This is a genomic window from Arenibacter hampyeongensis (assembly GCF_002909255.1).
Classification (GTDB): domain Bacteria; phylum Bacteroidota; class Bacteroidia; order Flavobacteriales; family Flavobacteriaceae; genus Arenibacter; species Arenibacter hampyeongensis.
In genome coordinates, this window is the sequence record NZ_PIOB01000004.1 from 299,417 (window position 1) to 316,943 (window position 17,527).

Sequence of the window (17,527 nt, forward strand, 5' to 3'; positions counted from 1 at the left end):
TCAAAATATTATGAAGTACGGAAATTTAGTGTTGGAAGAGAAAGAATTCGTCCTTTTAAAGCGTTTGGTAAATGTATCCGGGTTTTATACGGATAATACCTATAAGAATTCCATTAATAAGCTAACCGAGGAGTTAACATCCGCAAGGGTTTATAATGAGGAAGAAATGCCTAAAGATGTTATAAGATTTAATTCTATGGTAACTATACAGGCAGTTAACGGATGGTCCAAACAATTTCAGTTGGTAATTCCATCACAGGGAGATTTTAAAAATAGTAAAATATCCATTTTAACCCCTATGGGTGCGGCAGTTATTGGGTATGCCAAAGGAGACGATATTATTTGGGAGTTTAGAAATGGGGAACAAACCCTCAAAGTTGCCGATGTAAAACAACAACATAGTCCTATTAACTCTGATATTTTATTGTAATTATGGAGGTATTTTATGAGCATGATTCGGATAATAGGTTAATTGCCAAAAAAGATGCACTGGAGTTAAACAATTGGATCGTGCATCTTGTAGGCAATGTCGGTGAACTTGAGATTTTAAAAAATATAGCTAAGAAGTTGTCCAATGGCGATGAAACAATAAATAAACTAGATGAATTGGCTTTGGAAAACAAATTGCATTTGGGCGTTTTTTATAGATATAAGAATTCCATGGTGAATTTGCATGAATGTGAAGATATGGAATGTGATATTTACTATATAAACAAGCATGAGGAGTACCGTAAATTATATACGACCATTTTGGAGTCTTTTCATAAATTAAAGGAAGAACTATATACAATGATTTTGATGGATTTATAATGTTGGTTGTTAACAGTCTGTTTGTTGGTTTTAATATTAGAGTTTTTGGCTGTTAATGCACAAGGGAAAGCAATGCTTTCCCTTGTTTTTTTTAGAGAATTCCAATTTGTTTGTCAAGGGGCCGAACAGATAGAGCCTTTTGCATTTTTGACTGACCGCACTTCGGTAAAGTCAATAAAATTTCTTTTGGAGCAAACTAATTGTTCCCAATTACGATAGTTTTGAAATTAATATGTAAGGCAAGAATACTGAGGTTGAAGGTTTTAGTTTTTATGTTGATATTATTAATTCCTGACACATACTTTTTTTCCAGTTTCAACGTATATATGTTCAAATTATAAATATGAAAATTATGCATTTTAAAAAAATTATATTATTGCTAGTGTTTACAGCTAGTCTTGTTACGTCCTGTTCCGTTTCCAAGGCGGCAAGACAGGATAGGAATGTTTTAAGTGGTAATTGGATTTTAAACAATGTTTCCTATCAAGGAAGTCAGGGGAAATTTAAATCCGTATTATTTAATGACGCCGATGCCTCTTGTTTTGAGGGCAGTACCTGGTTTTTTAGAAATAATAACAGTACTGGCAGCTACATGTTGGGAAACAGTAGTAATTGCGATGGAGCAGAACGCTTTATCCGCTGGTCCGTTGTTGATAGACAAGGTATGTCAAGTCAATTGCAATTTAAATTCATCGATGATAAATACAAGGATATATCCGGCGGACTAGGGTATAGGTTGGATATTGAACTGCTGAGCGATCAACAAATGAGGTTGACTTCAAAAGTTACTGTAGAGGGACAACCGATGACCGTTGTGTACGACTTTTCCAAAAATGACCAAACATTATAAAAACAATTTCCAAAACACCTTTATATACATATCGGGACCAGTGGCGATTGGCATAGTTTCTGTATAGATAGAGGTATGTGACCCCAATAAGAGGGACTAACAAATAATAAATATTAAAATAAGATGAAAAAGATAATAGTAAGTGGATTGTCCATAATGTTGATATTAGTTACATTCAGTAGCTGTCAAGCGGTTAAGAACACCAACCATAAGCAAAGAGGGGCAGCGACAGGTGCCGCCGGTGGCGCAGTTATAGGTGGTGTTTTAGGAAATAATGTAGGAAAGGGAGGTAATACAGCCTTAGGCGCCATAATCGGCGCTGTGGTAGGTGGTGTTGCCGGTGGTTATATAGGCGACAGAATGGACCGCCAGGCAGAACGTATTGAAGAAGAGATTCCAGGGGCCGAGGTTACTAGAGTAGGTGAAGGAATTAATGTAACTTTTAATGAGGATGCCGGTGTTTATTTTGACACCAACAAATCCGATGTTAAAGGTACATCCGCAACAACATTGGACCGAATGGTAGGTATTTTAAAAGAATATCCTGATACCAATATTTTAGTTGAAGGTCATACCGATAGTGCGGGATCAGATGAATACAATCTAAATTTATCAAAGCAACGGGCACAGTCAGTTACAAATTACCTAACAGGCAACGGAATCTCCAAAAATAGATTAACCACAGCTTGGTATGGTGAGGCACAGCCTAAAGCTGATAACAGCACCGCCGCTGGAAAAGCTAAAAACCGTAGAGTAGAACTAGTTATTGTAGCCAATGAGGCCTTGCAAAAAGAGGCGCTTATGAAAGCCAAACAATAAAACAGCTTACACCTTATATAAAACCCGGCGATATTCGTCGGGTTTTTTGTTTATTTTCTGTACCTTTTCTTAATGGATTCTTTTGATATCATAATTGTTGGAGGGGGTCTGGCGGGATTAACGGCTGCCATACATTTAAAACTAAAAAATTATAAAGTTGCTGTTTTTGAAGCTAGGCAATATCCCCATCACAAAGTTTGTGGAGAGTATATTTCAAACGAAGTGTTACCATATATGGAATTCTTAGGGGTTTCATTGCCTCGAACTGTTCAGATCAATGAAATGTTGTTTAGTACCGTAAATGGCAAAACTTTAAAGGCCCAGTTGCCATTGGGGGGCTTTGGTCTAAGCAGGTATACTTTTGATTACCTATTATATAGGAGGGCAATTGCCTTGGGGGTACTGGTTATTCAGGAAAATGCAACCTCTGTAGGATTTGAAAGCGACAATTTTAGCGTTTTGACAGAGTCGGGCACGGAATATACCAGCAAATTTGTCATTGGCGCTTATGGTAAAAGAGGGATGTTGGATAAGGAATTGCAGCGCGAATTTATTCAGAAAAAATCACCTTGGTTGGGGATAAAGGCTCATTATAAGTTGGATTCCTTTCCAAATAATCTAGTGGCAATCCATAATTTTAGGGGCGGTTACGGTGGTCTGTCCAAGACGGAGAGCGGGGCCGTTAATTTTTGTTATCTGGTTTCCTATGAAAGCTTTAAAAAAGAGAAGGATGTTGATTGTTTTAATAAGAATGTTATAGCCAAGAATCCCTATTTAAATTTATTCCTAAATAATGCTGAGATGCTATTTGCCCAACCACAGGCCATTGGCCAGATTTCATTTTATAAAAAGAAACCTGTGGAAAAACATATCCTTATGTGTGGGGATACCGCTGGCCTAATACACCCCTTATGCGGAAATGGCATGGCCATGGCGATTCATGGTGCTAAAATTGCCTCGGAATCCATTCACGATTATATTAAGAATAATTCTGTTGATCGTCATAAATTGGAAAGGGACTATGAAAGACAATGGAAGCAAATGTTTTCCAGGAGACTCTGGATGGGCAGGCAGCTTCAAAGTGCCTTGCTGAACGAAAAAATCTCAAATATGGCCATGGGTATATTGGCTAAATCTCCATACTTGGTGAATAAGCTTATTAAGAGCACACATGGACAAATAATTGAAGGTCAATGAATTTTTCGAACCGTAGTTCCGAGAGGGAGCTAATGGATGATTCCAATTTAGATGCACTTCTATTGCAGGAAGTTTATGCTGACATAAATAAGGTCAATGAAGTTTTGCAAGGGTTTTTCCATTCCTTGAGAGCTATGGAAAGAATCATTACAGAAAACCCCCAAAATTCCTATACCATTTTGGATATGGGCTGTGGGGATGGGGCCATGTTGAGAAAAGTTGCTTCTTATTTTAAGGGCAGATCCTTTGAGTTAACTCTAATTGGGATCGATTTAAATGCAAGGTCCGTTCAATTGGCTAAGGAAAATTCCAAGGAGTATCCTAATATAAGATTCTTCGAACAGGATATTCTGGCGTTGGAAGCCAACAAATTGCAATGTGATATTCTTCTTTGCACCTTGACCATGCATCATTTTGATACCGACGCCATACCAACTTTTCTCAATCAATTTGTAAAACTTAGCAGATTGGGAGTCGTTATAAATGATTTGCAAAGAAGTAGAATGTCCTATTATCTTTATAAACTCTTTAGCCTTATTTTTATGAAGACAAAGATTGCGAAGCATGATGGTTTGGTTTCCATACAAAGCGCATTTACGAAGACAGACTTAATTGCTTTCTCCAATAATCTGCCCAATTTGGAACATCATATAAGTTGGAGATGGGCGTTTCGGTATCTGTGGATAATACGAAATAGGAAAAAAGATATACCATATGAGTGAGACCAGGATAGTTGCGGTTACCAAAGCATTGCCAGCATACTACAGAAACACAAAGGATATTATACCTTTTGTGGAAGAATGGATGAAGGGACAGGATACACGGTTTCAGAGGAAAGTTATTAAAATTTTTGAAGGGGCAGCGGTAGATAAACGATACAGTATTATGAGCCCTGAAGAGGTTTTTGGTGCCACTTCTTTTGAAGATAAGAATAACGTTTATATCCGTGAGGTAAAGAAACTGGGAAGGAAGGTTTTGGAACAGGCCTTGGCCAAGAGCGGTTGGGATCCGGACAGTCTAGACTATATAATAACAGTTAGTTGTACAGGAATCATGATTCCTTCCTTGGATGCATATCTTATAAATGATTTGGATCTTAGAAAAGATATTGTTCGTTTGCCCGTTACGGAGATGGGTTGCGCAGCTGGAGTGTCAGGTTTAATTTACGCTAGCAATTTTTTAAAATCCAATCCTGGAAAAAGAGCGGCCATAGTGGCTGTGGAAAGTCCCACTGCCACATTTCAGCTCAATGATTATTCTATGGCGAATGTGGTAAGTGCCGCAATATTTGGTGACGGAGCCGCATGTGTATTGGTTTCCTCTGAAAAAGATGCTTCTGGCCCTAGAATAGTTGGTGAAGAAATGTACCATTTTACAGACGCTACACATTTAATGGGTTTTGATTTGACCAATTCTGGACTAAAAATGATTTTAGACCCCATGGTACCACAGGTTATTTCTGAACATTTCCAGGCTATAATACATCCTTTTTTGGAGCGCAATGGTAGTTCTATTGAAAAAGTGGACCATTTAATATTTCACCCTGGGGGAAAGAAAATTGTGGAGACAGTGGAAAGCCTCTTTGGTAAGTTGGGCAAGGATTTGGACGATACCCGGGAAACACTCAGATTGTATGGTAATATGAGCAGCGCAACAGTACTTTATGTTTTGGAGCGCTTTATGGACAAGGAAATCCCGAAGGGGGAGCAAGGTTTATTGCTAAGTTTTGGCCCTGGATTCTCTGCACAACGGATATTGCTGGAATGGTGATTTAAGCTTGGAACAAGAGGTTTTCAATATTTGTGATATTAAAGTCAATTATTAAAGTATTAGTTTAAATAAATACAACTTATATGCTAACTGTTAATGAAATACCTAATAGATTACCATATACCAAACCTTTTCTATTTGTGGATAAAATTCAATTGGTAACAGAGAGCACAATTGAAGGTTGTTACACTTTTAAAAAGGATGAGTTTTTTTATGAGGGACATTTTAGAGAGCGTGCCGTTACACCAGGAGTGATTCTGACCGAATGTTGTGCGCAGATCGGATTGGTATGTTTGGGGATATTCTTATTGTACGGTAAAGAGGAAACTTTCGGGAATTTTCAAGTAGTTTTAAGTAGTTCCGAAATGCAATTTTTATTACCGGTTTATCCATTGGAGACAGTAACAGTAAAATCGAGTAAGGTTTATTTTAGATTTAATAAATTGAAATGTGAAGTGAAAATGTACAATCAACAGGCTCAGGTGGTGTGTAAGGGTGTATTGTCAGGGATGTTAAGGAATGGTGATATATGAACAAGCGTGTAGTGGTAACCGGACTTGGAATATGTGCTCCCAATGGAGTTGGCCTTTCCAATTTTTATGAAGCCCTACTTAGTGGAGCCAGTGGAATTACATTTCATCAGGAGTTGGCGGACTTGGGCTTCGGGTGTCAAATCGCCGGAAAACCCGAAATAGCGGAAAGCTTAAAAGAAGCCTATTTTACACCTTTACAACTTAAAGGCTTAAATTCAAGTGGTGTGGTTTATGGAGTCATGGCCGGAACAGATGCTTGGACAGATGCTGGTTTGGGAAAGGCAGGTAAGGATAAACCCGATTGGGACAGTGGTATCATATTTGGCACTGGTATTTTGGGTATAGACAAACTTAGGGAGTCTATATATTTAATAGATGATAATAACTCCAGGCGCTTGGGCAGTAATTCCGTTATGCAGACCATGGCCAGTGGAATAAGCGCTTATCTAGGTGGGATTTTGGGATGTGGCAATCAAGTGACCACAAATTCATCGGCCTGTGCTACCGGTACAGAGGGAATAATTATGGGGCTGGAACGTATTAGATTGGGAAAGGCCAAGAGGATGTTGGTTGGAAGTTGTAATGACAGCGGCCCATATGTTTGGGGTGGCTTTGATGCCATGCGTATCCTACCTGCCAACTATAATACTAATCCCCGGGATGCCAGCAGGCCAATGAGTGCCAGTGCTTCGGGATTTGTCCCGGGAAGTGGGGCAGGAGCATTGGTGTTGGAATCCTTGGAGAGTGCTTTGGAGAGGGGAGCCAGGATTTATGCAGAAGTTATGGGAGGTGCTGTAAACAGCGGCGGACAACGTGGAGCAGGGAGTATGACTGCCCCCAATAGTGAGGCGGTGCAACGCTGTATTTTAGATGCATTGTCCGATGCCGGAATAGAGAGATCAGAGGTGGATGCTATTAATGGCCATTTAACTGCAACATCAAAGGATGCCGAAGAAATTAGGAATTGGAGTGAAGCTTTGGAGCGTTCTGGCAAGGATTTCCCTTATATAAATTCCACTAAGGGCATGGTAGGTCACTGCCTGGCTGCTGCGGGCAGCGTGGAATGCGTGGCCGCCCTATTGCAATACCGTGAGGGTTTGATCTTTGGTAATCGAAACTGTCGAGACATACATCCCGAAATTTTGGAATTCGTGGATGCTTCCCGAATTCCTCAAAATACGATTTCCCATAGGTCAAAAATAATGGCAAAGGCAAGTTTTGGGTTTGGAGATGTAAATGCCTGTATTATCTTTAAAGAATTTAAAGAGATGTAATTATGGTTGATAATGAGGAGCGTTTAGCCAGACTGAAGGAAATAGTTAAGACGTATCTACCTGAAGATGTTCCAATTGGTAATGTAGAGCTGGAAAGCAATTTTGTGACTGAGCTAAACATCAATTCCGCCCACCTGGTAGATATTATATTAGACCTAGAAGATGCTTTTGGTATCCGACTGGAGAATGATGACATGGATAAAATGCAGACAGTAAGGGATGCTTTAAATATTATAGACCAAAAACTATTGGATAAAGAATAATTAGTTTTCCTCAGATGCCTTGACTTCCTGAATAAGCAGAGAAGTAATTACGCCTGCTATCAAGGATACAGATATTACCGTTAAGGAAACCCACTCAGGGATTTCGATATGATGGGAAAATAGCATTTTTAAACCAACAAATGCTAGTATTACCACTAGGCTGTAATTTATATATCTGAACTTTTCCAGCATTCTGGAAATTAAGAAGTACATGGATCTTAATCCCAGTATAGCTAAAATATTGGAGCTAAAAACAATAAAAGGGTCCGCCGTAATAGCCAAAATTGCGGGAATACTGTCCAATGCAAACAAAACGTCCGTTAATTCTATGATTACCAGGGCTACAAAAAGTGGTGTGGCGGCAGTGACCCCCATACGCTTCACAAAGAAATCATGGCCATTTAAGGTTGTTGTGATGGGGTATATCTTTTTTAACCTCTTGAATACGAAAGAGTTCTTTGGATCAAATTTACTTTCGTCCGATCTTAACATTTTAAAGGCAGTATACAACAGGAAAACACCAAAAACATAAATCACCCATTCGAATTTCGTAATAAGGGCAACGCCGAATACTATCATTAAGGCCCTAAATACAATGGCACCCAAAATACCCCAGAACAATACCCTATGTTGATAAATGGGCGGAATTTTAAAGGCACCGAAAATTACAGCAATTACAAAGACGTTGTCTATACTCAGGGACAATTCTATGAGATAACCGGTTATATATTTTAAAACTGCATTATTGGGCGTTAATCCAGTGGGGTTATCTATAAGGCCGTTGGAGAATAACCAATAAATTACACCACTAAAACTGAAGGCAACAGTGACCCAGATGGCGGTCCATATGCCAGCTTCCTTGGTTTTAATAACATGCTCGTGTTTATGAAAAACTCCTAGATCAAGGGCTAAAAATATAATAATCAGAAAAATAAAGGATCCCCAAATTAACATAGTCAATATGATTTTAAGGCACAAATGTAAGTATCATTTTTAAATACTAATGGGAACTAAACCAATCTTTTTTACATGATTATGACCGCCTTGTTTTCTGACTTGGGGGCGCTGTAAATGAGAGAATTATGAAAATAATCGGCAGGATGTTTAAAAACTCGATATACGGTAGGTAAAAACTGAATTGAGGGTCTGGTTTGGTGAAAAATTGTTATAATTTAGAGGAGACTTTATTTGAAAATGATTAAGAAAGGAATTTACAGTACTGTGTTAATGCTCTTTATGGGGTTATTCCTGGCGGAAGGATATGCCCAATCTTTAGATAAAGATAGTGTAGGGAAGAAGTTAAAAGTGGAAAAATGGACCATATTGGAGGAGTATGAGCCAGATATGATACTGTCCGCCCAAGACAGGATTAATTTAAAGAAAAAACGTATAGTTGAAGCTAAAAGAAGAAAAGGTGTTTTGGATACCTTGGACATTTCAGACCGCAAGAGGAAAAAACTATTAAAGGATTTATATAAAAACCCCTTTTCCGATCGATTGATGAAAACCTTGGCAGATGCTAAATTTGAAGATGCTGAGGATTAAGCAATTTGAATATTGTATTGGTAAAGAGGTAAAATAAAATGCCCAAGAAAAAATTTCACACTTTTCCTGGGCATTGGTATGTTGTTTAGCGACTAGAACCTAATGGGTTTTCATCTTACCTTTTCTTTTCTCCAATTGTCTTTCAAGTTCCTCTACGGAAGCGGCTATACCCATTTCAAATTTACCATTGTTGGACTCCGCAAATAATCTTGGCCCAGGAGCACTTAGTCTTATATTACAAATTAACCCTGTATTGGGAGTAGAGGTGTTCTCTTTTTTAAAGAAAACGTCGGCACGCACTATAAAATCATATTTGTCTTCTAGTTTTTCTAACTTCTTGGTTGCCAATTCCTCTAATCGGGCACTTGCTTTTACATCATCATACTCAAAATTAATAGTCATATATAAGGGTTTTAGGTTAACAAATACAGGTTGAATCCGCTTTCAGATTCGGAAATTAAGTTAGGCTTTATTTTTAACAAACCAAAAGGAAATTCATGGTAAATTCTTACAATCCCCCCTTTCTGTCAGGGGCCCTTTGGTCAGGCCAAGTGGTTTGTTCCCCTGTTTTTTTGTTTATGGGCATTATCCTTCTTTCCTTTGAGACCATTTCTGGATCTTCACTTGCCATATAGGCCAATATGGCTGTTAAAATCACATTGTTCCTGACATCGTCGAAAATAATCTTATCATAAGTGTCCCTATTGGTGTGCCACGTATAATTCCAATAGGACCAATTCAAGGAACTGAGTCCAAAGGCCGGGGCTCCAGCTGCAATAAATGAGGCGTTGTCCGATCCTCCACCAGCAGGCATGCCTGGAAATGTAGTTTCTATATGTTGGCTTACTTCTTCGGGAACGGCGGATAGCCATCTGGAGAAATAATCATAGGAGTTGAGAAAACCACCTCCCGATATTTGAACAACTCTCCCGGTACCATTATCCTGGTTAAAAACTGCTTGGATATTGCCCACTATTTCCGGGTGATCCTCTACATAGGCTCTAGAGCCATTTAATCCTTGTTCTTCACTTCCCCAATGTCCTGCCAAGATCGTCCTTTTGGGATTTGGATATAATTTTTTAAGTACGCGCATGGTTTCCATCATAACCAGTGTTCCAGTGCCATTGTCCGTAGCTCCCGTACCTCCATCCCAAGAGTCAAAATGTGCCGATAGAATAATATATTCATCTGGTTTTTCGGAACCTTTTATTTCTGCAATGGTATTGAATGTGGGTACGGCTCCCAGTTCCTTGGATTCAGCTTTTATGCTGATTTTAGGTCGATCTCCATACTCAACCAATCTATATAGCATGGTATAGTCTTCCAGTTCTAGATCTATAGTGGGTATTTTTTCTGTACTGGCGCCAAATATTTTATTGGCGCCAAATCCTTTGGACCAATAAGAGGTTACTATTCCCGAAGCTCCGGCTTTTTCCAATGCCAATGGTAGGGACCTACGGTCGTAACCGGTACGTTGCATATTCTGTGACCATTGATCCTCCAGTAGATCCCGTTCCTTTTTCATTTTGTCAAAAGACGCTGGGGTGGCAAACTCTTCCCAGTTGTAATCTGGTCTACCAGTGGGTTCCTTCATGGAAATCATTACTAATTTTCCTTTTACAGTTGGTAGCCAGTTGTTGAACTCATTGGAGTCAGTAATAGTGGGCAAAACAACCAATTCCGCGGTAACACCTTTTTTTCCAGTACTGGGGCTCCATGCCAATTGGGTACCTTTTAAGGTCTGGACTCTTGGATATACCATATCTATATGCGTAATTCCGCGCTCCCAACCACGCCATTCCCCCCATTGTTCATTATGGGAAGTAATACCCCAATTAGTGTATTTCGTTAGAGCCCAATCATGTGCCTGTTGCATCTGCGGCGTACCTACCAGTCGGGGACCAATAACATCCAATAATTCATGTGCCAAGTGTTCCAATTGAGAATTATTGGTAACCTCCTGTTCAATTTCGCTAAGGAGCTGTTGATTTATTTGGGTAAATCCTGTCTGTGAAAAACAAATAAAAAATAGAATTAACAGTAAGTACACTTTTTGCATATTTAAGATTTTAGATTAGTCTGCGGGTTCAAAATAATAATTATACCAAATTAAAACCCAAGAATTGTGTTTTAATTAAGAATCTATTTTCTACCTTGATTATATTCAACAAATGCCACAACGGCTATTATGAAGATTATAAACTTTACCTTTGTCCCAAAAAAATAGAGGGAATGAGCACTTTTGCCGATTTTAATATAACAAAGCAACTACATTATGCAATTGACGAATTGGGTTTTAAGATCCCAACTCCGATTCAGCAGGAAGCCTTTTCGGTAATCATGTCGGGAAAGGATATTGTGGGTATTGCTCAAACGGGTACTGGTAAAACTTTCGCCTATATGCTGCCTCTTTTGCAGGAGTTGAAATTTTCCAAACAACTTAACCCTAGAATATTGGTATTGGTGCCCACCAGGGAGTTGGTCTTGCAGGTTGTAGCCAATATAGAGGCCTATTCCAAATTTATGAGTGTAAGGGTCTGCGGAATTTATGGCGGGGCAAATATTAACACGCAACGACAGGCCGTTGCCCTAGGTTGTGATATTTTGGTGGCCACCCCAGGCAGGTTATACGACCTTACATTGGATAGAACGGTTAAACTGAGGGATATTAAAAAATTGGTAATTGATGAGGTAGATGTTATGCTGGATCTTGGTTTCCGTTTTCAGATTACCAATATTTTTGAGTTAATGCCACAAAGAAGACAAAATATAATGTTTTCAGCTACCATGACAGATGATGTGGCCAAATTGATCGAGGACTTTTTTATTGCCCCAGAAAAGATTTCAATAGCCGTTAGTGGAACTCCATTGGAGAATATTGAACAAGTTGCATATAGCGTTGAAAATTTTTATACAAAAGTAAACCTTTTGGTTTATTTGCTTAAGGATAAAACTTTTTTCAGAAAAGTATTGGTTTTTGTTTCAAATAAAAGAAGTGCTGACCGGTTGTTTGAGGCCTTGAAAGTGGATTATGGCAATGAGGCGGCAATAATCCATTCCAATAAAACACAGAACTACAGAATTAGATCGATCAAACAGTTTGATGAAGGTAAAAATAGAATACTGGTATCTACAGATGTAATGTCGAGAGGATTGGATCTGGATGAAATAACCCATGTAATCAATTTTGATACTCCCACTTTTCCTGAGAATTATATGCACCGTATTGGTAGAACCGGAAGGGCAGAGAAAAGGGGGAATTCCATTTTAATGTACACTGAGATGGAGGAGGGGTATAAAGACGCTATTGAAAAATTAATGGATTATGAAATTCCCTTAATGACTTTCCCTGTAGCTGTAAAAATATCGGAGGAACTTACACCCGAAGAGCGTCCTAAGAATTTGGAACATAACAATCCTGTTAGTGCTGCGGAATTGGAAGCTCGTGGTGCCGCCTTTCACGAGAAGGCGGTTAAGAATAAAAAGATAAACCAAGGAGGGTCCTATAAAAGGGAAATTGCAAAAAAATATAAAAAGCCAATAACACGGGGAGATAAGAGATTTGCGAAAAAAAATAACAAAAGAAAATAGTATGTTATTGAATATAAGATATTTATATATCTAAAACTGATTTTTTACTTTATATGAATAACAATAACAATCCGTTACATGGTATTACTTTAGCGGTAATATTGGAGTCACTTGTGACCCAATACGGCTGGGAAGAAATGGGTGCTAGAATTAATATCCGTTGTTTTAATCATGACCCTTCCATAAAATCCAGTTTAAAATTTTTAAGACGGACTCCTTGGGCAAGGGAAAAAGTGGAGCAATTATACTTGAGGTCCATAAAACAGTAAATAGTTAATGGGTTAATGTGATAGGACACAAGCCCTCAAAAATGTATTTACAGTACTTTTATATTACTTTTCAATTCTTATTTTTGAAATTTCTTAATTTTATTTAACAAGAGCATTTAATATTTAGCGCTATATTTAAAAAAACCACAGAAAATCTGATCAACCTTTGATAATTAATCAATAATATAAATTTAAATGAAGTCATTCACTGTTGCAGAAATAAATGAGCTCTTAAATGGAGAACTTATAGGGGGGTATGATAAAACCATTGTCGGGGCTGAGCAAATGGACAGGGCCCAAGACCAGCATATTACCTTTATCTCTAGTAATAAATATGCTCGAAAATGGGATACTTGCAAAGCTAGTGCTGCTATTGTGAGTGATAGTTTAAAAATATTGCCAGGTGGGAACAAGGCTTTTATCAGGGTAGCCAATGCAGATTTGGCCATGGCCAAATTATTGGAGGCATTTCAGCCAGAACCACCTGAATTACTTGAGGAAGTGCATCCAAGGGCGATAGTGCACGAAACGGCTGTTTTAGGCAAGGGTTGTAAAATTGGAGCAGGTTCCTATGTTGGTAAAAATGTGGTTTTGGGGGATGGGGTTGTCCTATATCCCAATGTTACTGTTTTTGATGAGACTACCATAGGACATCATACTGTGGTCTGGTCGGGTACCGTAATCAGGGAACGGAGCGTTATAGGCAATCACTGTATCTTTCATATCAACGTAAGTATAGGAGCGGACGGATTTGGTTATAGGCCTAGTGAAGATGGCAGGGGTTTGGTGAAAATACCTCAAATAGGAAATGTGGTGATAGGTAATTACGTGGAAATCGGAGCCAATTCCTGTGTTGATCGCGGTAAATTTAGCTCGACCATTATAGGCGACGGTTGTAAAATTGACAATTTGGTCCAAATAGCACATAATTGTGTAATGGGGAGGTCTTGTATTATGGCCGGACACAGCGGTCTGGCGGGTTCGGTAACTCTGGGTGATGGTGTGATCATTGGAGGGAGTGCCTCTATTAAAGATCACACTACCATTAATTCCGGTGCCGTTGTTGGGGCCGGTTCCGGTGTAATGAGCGATGTTCTTCCTGGTAAAACTGTATTGGGCTACCCTGCTACCGACTCCAGGGAAATGCTAAAACAGTGGGTGGCACTCAGAAAACTGGCCAAGAACTAGAAAATTATAGGTTGTCAATTAATATGCTGTATTAAGTTGTAATTGTTTTTTTATAAAAAATACACGTTAAGAGTTGTAGGAATTGACTACAGACAGTGATATTTAGAAAAAATATTCCTTTATTTTTCCAAAATTATTAGTTAAACACCCATTAAAGGGCTTAGTTTTGCAGTCCAAAAAAGAGATTATGTCGGAGACTTTGATTGCCAATGCTATTGTAGATAGGAAAACGGATAAGGAGCTATATAGCTATCAAAAAGGAGCAATAGACCAGATTTTTGATAAATTTGAAACCGCTCCCGATGATTATCATCTTTTATATCAATTGCCCACAGGTGGTGGTAAAACCGTTATTTTCTCGGAAATCGTAAGGCAATATTTAAAGCACCACAACAAGAAGGTGCTTATCATGACACACCGTATAGAGCTCAGCAAACAAACCTCTACCATGCTGACCAGCTTTGGGGTAACCAATAAGGTGGTGGACAGTAAGGCCAATTTAGATGACCAGGAAGAATATAGCTGTTTTGTGGCTATGGTCGAAACTTTGAACAATAGGCTGCAGGACGACAAATTGGATATATCAGATGTAGGTCTGGTAATTATTGATGAGGCTCACTACAACTCATTTACAAAACTGTTCAAATTTTTTGATAATTCCTTTGTTTTGGGAGTCACCGCTACACCTTTGAGTTCCAATAAGGATTTACCAATGAAGGACAACTATGACGAATTAATTGTCGGTGAAACTATAGTGTCCCTTATTGAAAATGAATTTTTGGCCAGGGCGGAATTTTACTCCTACAATATGGGTCTAACCTCTTTGGAAGTTGGTTCCAATGGAGATTATACCGTAAAATCCTCTGAAGATCTTTACAACAATAGTCTGATGTTGAGCAAATTGTTGGAGGCTTATGAAAAACATTCCAAGGGAAAGAAAACCTTAATATTCAATAATGGGATTAACACTTCCCTTCACGTATACGAGACGTTCAGGGCGGCTGGCTACCCAATTGCCCATTTGGACAATACAGCAACTAAGAAGCAGCGTAAGGCCATTCTAAAGTGGTTTAATATGACGCCTAATGCCATTTTAACGTCAGTAAGTATTCTGACCACTGGATTTGATGAACCTACCATAGACACCATTATTTTGAACAGGGCCACTAAATCCTTAACGCTGTATTATCAGATGATTGGTCGTGGTTCGCGGATATTGAATAATAAATCTACATTTTCGGTAATCGACCTAGGGAATAATTTCCATCGTTTTGGCCCTTGGGGCGCAGATTTGGACTGGCAGACCATTTTTAAATCCCCTAATTTTTATGCTGATAGACTTATAAGTGATGAGGAACTGGAAAGCAATTTTAAATGGGAAATGCCTGAAGAATTGCGTTTGGAGTTCGCTAATTCCGAGGAGGTGTATTTTGATATTAAGGAAACTTATGTAGATTCCATTAAAAATGGTGAGACCTCAAAGGTGGTGTTGGAGCGATCTATTGCCCAACATGCAAGAATCTGTGTGGAAAACAGTGAGGACGTGTATGACGCCCTTGCCCTCTCCAAAATGTTGGGCCCGGATATCGACGATAGGATTCAGCGATACGCCAAATGTATAAGCAAAAGTACTTTTAACTTTCTTAAGTGGCTCACGGACGACTATCACAAAAAATTAAGTACACATCTACGTCAGAATTTCGATACTATTTTTGAAGAAGTTCACGGAAGACCACCAGAGGAGTAATTCCTTCGCTCGCTACCTCTGATAAAAATGGGGATTGGATTCCTTGTAAAATGGAATTAAGCTGCCAAATAAGACATGTTGGGTCAAAACACACTTGCTAATCCTTTTATTTATTAAATCACTGTATAGTATTGAATTACAGTGTCTTGAGGTATTCTATTAATGCGTTTCGTTCAGAGTCGGTTAGTTGGTCTCCAAAGATGTGACCTGAATTGCCATAGCCTTTTAGAGTGGTGTCGTATGTGTTTTTGTCTACTTTTGTTTGTTCCTCGGTATATATCCATCCAACTTTTGTTTGGTCGTAATCGGTATTCAGGAAGGACCTACTCCATCTAATAGGGCGGTTTTTGCTGTTTAATACGTCTTCTAATGTAGGGACGGAGCCATTGTGAAAGTATGGGGCTGTGGCCCAGACACCATCCAAGGGAGGTGCTATATAGCCACCTTCCGCTTTTATCTGTAATTTATTCGATGTGGTTCCAAACCAACCTGAATTGAACCAGTCCATAAAATAATCGTTTATAGGGGAGGAGGTGGTGTAATGTTTGGACAATTCGGAATCCGTACCGACAGATTCCAAAGTCACCAGCAAATTAGGATAAGTTGGGCTGTCCCCATAAGTGCCGTGACAGGTTGCACAGGTATTTTCAAATAACTGTTTTCCTTGTTGGGCCAAATCGGTATCTATGGAAAAGGGGTATTTCGGGGCTTCCAAACTTTGGATGTAGGCAAGGACATCGACCATTTTGCTGTCTATTTCAGCAGCCTTGGAAACATCCCCCATGGTCAACAGACTTGACCCGATAAACGATTTGCAAAAATCAAATCGCCCGATGGCATGATAGAACATGGCGTTTTTCTTTTTCAGCAACCACCAGGCAGGAACATCGGTTGGTATAACATCTTCCAAAACATCAACAAAAGGGGTGTCCTGCCAAGCCAAGGTATTTTTGTCCCTATGGCTGATCAATACCTGTGTAATCTTATCTGCCGGATTGGAGCCCCGGGTTTCTGTAATGGTTTTTGGACCAATGGCAACAATACTTTTTCTAAATTGATCATAAGCGAGCCATTCGGCACTCTCTTCTCCACCGTACAAAGCTCTGATACCGGAATTCAATAGGGATATATTACTGGCCCTATTCACTGTAAAATCTGCATCATGACTGCCTAAGCCTATTATAAAATTATTGTTAATGGTAGAGGCGTGGCACGCCATACAGTTAGGCGCTACTACCCTTGCGCCATTTGAAGCTGATATGGTGGTATAATCATAGGGGATATTGGCATTGTCGCCGCTTCTATTGAGGCGGTTGTCTGGATTTTCGCTTGTTCCCAGCAAAAATGCATCATAAGGAATGCCTGAACTCATGTAGTCCCCAGAAATTAAATAGTCGTATCCCGCCGAAGCGTCCCCAGTCCTTTGGGGATTGTTGTGTAAGGGGCTACTTTCTATAATGGGTTCCTCCACTTCCGGTTCTTCTTCCGTTGGGACAGTCGGTTTTTCACTGACCACAATATCTATGAGGTCCTCTTTGCTCTCTTTGGAGCAAGAAAAGACAAGGGTGTAGAGAATAAAAGTCGTGACCAGTAAATAATTTTTTTTCAAAGCATTGGATTTTTGTCAAAAAAAAGCATAGTCAATTTAGCGATAATTTAGGACAAAAAGGC

Annotated in this window: 19 protein-coding genes; 15 read left to right on the plus strand and 4 right to left on the minus strand. The window is 39.1% G+C overall.

Annotated features, from left to right (window positions below):
- Positions 1-10: 10 nt before the first annotated feature.
- The 10 genes from CWD91_RS12105 (at position 11) to CWD91_RS12155 (ending at position 7,516) form a co-directional block, all read left to right on the plus strand.
- Positions 11-430: a GreA/GreB family elongation factor gene (locus tag CWD91_RS12105; RefSeq protein ID WP_103441217.1), complete on the plus strand. Its 420-nt coding sequence runs from the start codon at positions 11-13 to the stop codon at positions 428-430.
- Between the two features lie 2 nt (positions 431-432).
- Positions 433-810 carry a hypothetical protein gene (locus CWD91_RS12110; RefSeq protein WP_103441218.1) on the plus strand — a complete coding sequence of 126 codons (378 nt, stop codon included), beginning with the start codon at positions 433-435 and terminating at the stop codon, positions 808-810.
- Positions 811-1,162: 352 nt separating this feature from the next.
- The gene (locus CWD91_RS12120) at positions 1,163-1,660 is read left to right on the plus strand and encodes a lipocalin family protein (protein WP_103441430.1); all 498 of its coding nucleotides are present in this window, start codon (positions 1,163-1,165) and stop codon (positions 1,658-1,660) included.
- A gap of 123 nt (positions 1,661-1,783) precedes the next feature.
- A complete protein-coding gene (locus CWD91_RS12125) occupies positions 1,784-2,479 on the plus strand; it encodes an OmpA family protein (RefSeq protein ID WP_103441220.1) in 696 nt (231 codons plus the stop codon).
- A gap of 72 nt (positions 2,480-2,551) precedes the next feature.
- Positions 2,552-3,676, plus strand: coding sequence for an NAD(P)/FAD-dependent oxidoreductase (locus CWD91_RS12130; protein ID WP_103441221.1), 1,125 nt, complete (start codon positions 2,552-2,554; stop codon positions 3,674-3,676).
- A complete protein-coding gene (locus CWD91_RS12135) occupies positions 3,673-4,398 on the plus strand; it encodes a methyltransferase domain-containing protein (RefSeq protein ID WP_103441222.1) in 726 nt (241 codons plus the stop codon). Before CWD91_RS12130 ends, CWD91_RS12135 begins: the two co-directional genes overlap by 4 nt.
- On the plus strand, positions 4,391-5,446 hold the full coding sequence (locus tag CWD91_RS12140) for a type III polyketide synthase (protein ID WP_103441223.1): 1,056 nt from the start codon (positions 4,391-4,393) through the stop codon (positions 5,444-5,446). The genes CWD91_RS12135 and CWD91_RS12140 overlap by 8 nt, the downstream gene beginning before the upstream one ends.
- Positions 5,447-5,529: 83 nt before the next feature.
- A complete protein-coding gene (locus CWD91_RS12145; RefSeq protein ID WP_103441224.1) occupies positions 5,530-5,979 on the plus strand; it encodes a 3-hydroxyacyl-ACP dehydratase FabZ family protein in 450 nt (149 codons plus the stop codon).
- Complete coding sequence (locus CWD91_RS12150; protein ID WP_103441225.1) at positions 5,976-7,253, plus strand: beta-ketoacyl-[acyl-carrier-protein] synthase family protein; 1,278 nt, start codon at positions 5,976-5,978, stop codon at positions 7,251-7,253. Before CWD91_RS12145 ends, CWD91_RS12150 begins: the two co-directional genes overlap by 4 nt.
- A gap of 2 nt (positions 7,254-7,255) precedes the next feature.
- Positions 7,256-7,516 carry an acyl carrier protein gene (locus CWD91_RS12155; protein ID WP_103441226.1) on the plus strand — a complete coding sequence of 87 codons (261 nt, stop codon included), beginning with the start codon at positions 7,256-7,258 and terminating at the stop codon, positions 7,514-7,516.
- On the opposite strand, the gene CWD91_RS12160 is transcribed toward CWD91_RS12155, so the two are convergent.
- Positions 7,517-8,470, minus strand: a complete 954-nt coding sequence (locus tag CWD91_RS12160; protein WP_103441227.1) for a TerC family protein — start codon at positions 8,468-8,470, stop codon at positions 7,517-7,519. It abuts the gene before it with no gap.
- Between the two features lie 240 nt (positions 8,471-8,710).
- Here CWD91_RS12160 and CWD91_RS12165 point away from each other — a divergent pair, with 240 nt between their 5' ends.
- Complete coding sequence (locus tag CWD91_RS12165; protein ID WP_103441228.1) at positions 8,711-9,061, plus strand: hypothetical protein; 351 nt, start codon at positions 8,711-8,713, stop codon at positions 9,059-9,061.
- Between the two features lie 99 nt (positions 9,062-9,160).
- Here the strand turns inward: CWD91_RS12165 and CWD91_RS12170 are convergent, their stop codons facing one another.
- Together CWD91_RS12170 and CWD91_RS12175 are read right to left on the minus strand one after the other, a co-directional pair.
- Positions 9,161-9,463, minus strand: a complete 303-nt coding sequence (locus CWD91_RS12170; protein ID WP_103441229.1) for an HPF/RaiA family ribosome-associated protein — start codon at positions 9,461-9,463, stop codon at positions 9,161-9,163.
- A gap of 106 nt (positions 9,464-9,569) precedes the next feature.
- Complete coding sequence (locus CWD91_RS12175; protein WP_103441230.1) at positions 9,570-11,120, minus strand: M20/M25/M40 family metallo-hydrolase; 1,551 nt, start codon at positions 11,118-11,120, stop codon at positions 9,570-9,572.
- 173 nt (positions 11,121-11,293) lie between these two features.
- On the opposite strand from CWD91_RS12175, the gene CWD91_RS12180 reads away from it, so the two are divergent.
- The 4 genes from CWD91_RS12180 to CWD91_RS12195 all read left to right on the plus strand — a co-directional run bounded on the left by CWD91_RS12180 (position 11,294) and on the right by CWD91_RS12195 (position 15,856).
- Positions 11,294-12,652, plus strand: a complete 1,359-nt coding sequence (locus CWD91_RS12180; RefSeq protein WP_103441431.1) for a DEAD/DEAH box helicase — start codon at positions 11,294-11,296, stop codon at positions 12,650-12,652.
- 53 nt (positions 12,653-12,705) lie between these two features.
- On the plus strand, positions 12,706-12,921 hold the full coding sequence (locus CWD91_RS12185; protein WP_103441231.1) for a VF530 family protein: 216 nt from the start codon (positions 12,706-12,708) through the stop codon (positions 12,919-12,921).
- A 195-nt stretch (positions 12,922-13,116) separates the two neighbouring features.
- A complete protein-coding gene (lpxD, locus tag CWD91_RS12190) occupies positions 13,117-14,109 on the plus strand; it encodes a UDP-3-O-(3-hydroxymyristoyl)glucosamine N-acyltransferase (RefSeq protein ID WP_103441232.1) in 993 nt (330 codons plus the stop codon).
- A 187-nt stretch (positions 14,110-14,296) separates the two neighbouring features.
- Positions 14,297-15,856 carry a DEAD/DEAH box helicase gene (locus tag CWD91_RS12195; protein ID WP_103441233.1) on the plus strand — a complete coding sequence of 520 codons (1,560 nt, stop codon included), beginning with the start codon at positions 14,297-14,299 and terminating at the stop codon, positions 15,854-15,856.
- Between the two features lie 136 nt (positions 15,857-15,992).
- Here the strand turns inward: CWD91_RS12195 and CWD91_RS12200 are convergent, their stop codons facing one another.
- Positions 15,993-17,465: a c-type cytochrome gene (locus CWD91_RS12200; protein ID WP_103441234.1), complete on the minus strand. Its 1,473-nt coding sequence runs from the start codon at positions 17,463-17,465 to the stop codon at positions 15,993-15,995.
- Positions 17,466-17,527 lie beyond the last annotated feature (62 nt).